We start from the raw sequence: 1,228 nt of genomic DNA, 5'->3' as shown, positions 1-1,228 counted from the left end.
GGCGGTTTCCACTGGTGGTTGCGACTCAGTGGTAGGCCAGGTCTCTTGACCAGCGTCTCATGGCCTCGGCCGGTGTTCGGTCTCCGAGGACGAGACGGGGTCGTTCGTTGAGCTCGCGTTCGACTTGCGCGAGGTCGCGAGCGGTGTACTGGGCGAGGTTCGTGCCTTTCGGGAAGTACTCGCGGAGCAGGCCGTTCGTGTTCTCGTTGGTGCCGCGCTGCCAGGGTGAGTGCGGGTCGCAGAAGTAGGTCCTGAAGCCGGTGAGCTCTTCTATTTCCTCGTGGTGGTAGAGCTCGCGACCCTGGTCCCAGGTGAGCGTGCGCCGTAGCGAGGCGGGCCAGCCGGCGGTCTGGGCGACGAGGGCGTCGCGGACCTGCGGGGCTTTCCAGCCTTCGGGCAGGTGGATGAGACGCGTGTAGCGGGTTGCGCGGTCAACCAGCGTGCCGATGGCGGATCCCTGTCGTTTGCCGACGATCAGGTCGCCCTCCCAGTGCCCGGCCCGTCCGCGGTTCTGGGCCTCGCGAGGGCGGGTGTGCATCGGCCGCATGTTCGGGATGGCGTTCTTGGTCGGTATGCCCCGGCATTGCTTCTTCCGTCGAGTCCTGCGTGTGCGCAGGCGGGCGGTGCGTTTGTCGAGGAGGCCGTTGTAGAGGGCGCGGTAGATGGTCTCCGGGCAGGCGTTCATGTCGGGTTGACCGGGGCGGGTGCGGGCGAGGTGACGAGTGATCTGTTGTGGTGACCAGCGCTCTTTCAGCTTGCCGTTGACCGCCTCTCGCAGTGCGGCACTGGTGCGGAGCTTCTCCGGCTTCGGGCGGGCCCGGCGCAGGATGGCCTGGTTGTGTGACCACCACGGGCTGTATCGGCCGTCGGGTGCCCGGCCGCGGGAGATTTCCCGGTAGACCGTTGAGCGGTGCTTGCTGATCGTTTCGGCGATGCGCGCGGCCGTATGGCCGGCGAGCAGTCCCTCGGCGATGGCGATGCGGTCATCCTGGGTGAGGTAGCGGCCGTCGATGGGCACATCGGGCAGGAGCATGCGTCCAGCCTTGATGAACCACAGGGAACCCGCGCTGGTGGATACACCCACTCGGCGGGCAGCGGCTGCCCCTTTCAGGCCACCTCTACGCAGTTCGAAGTACCTCTTCGACACCGACAAGGGCAAACGGTTCGGCGGATACCTCGACATCGGATCGACTCCTTCCAGGAGTCGCAACCACCGATGGAAACCGCC

The 1,228-nt window shown here is 66.5% G+C and carries 1 protein-coding gene; it reads right to left on the bottom strand.

The features are described from left to right. Positions 1–25: 25 nt before the first annotated feature. A partial coding sequence (locus tag ACFWUY_RS41750; protein WP_384122325.1) for an IS30 family transposase occupies positions 26–1,228 on the bottom strand: 1,203 nt, incomplete at its 5' end.

It is taken from the genome of Streptomyces sp. NPDC058664 (assembly GCF_042716635.1).
GTDB lineage: Bacteria > Actinomycetota > Actinomycetes > Streptomycetales > Streptomycetaceae > Streptomyces.
Note: the sequence above shows the minus strand (reverse complement) of the source record. Positions and strands in the feature narration are given on the sequence as shown.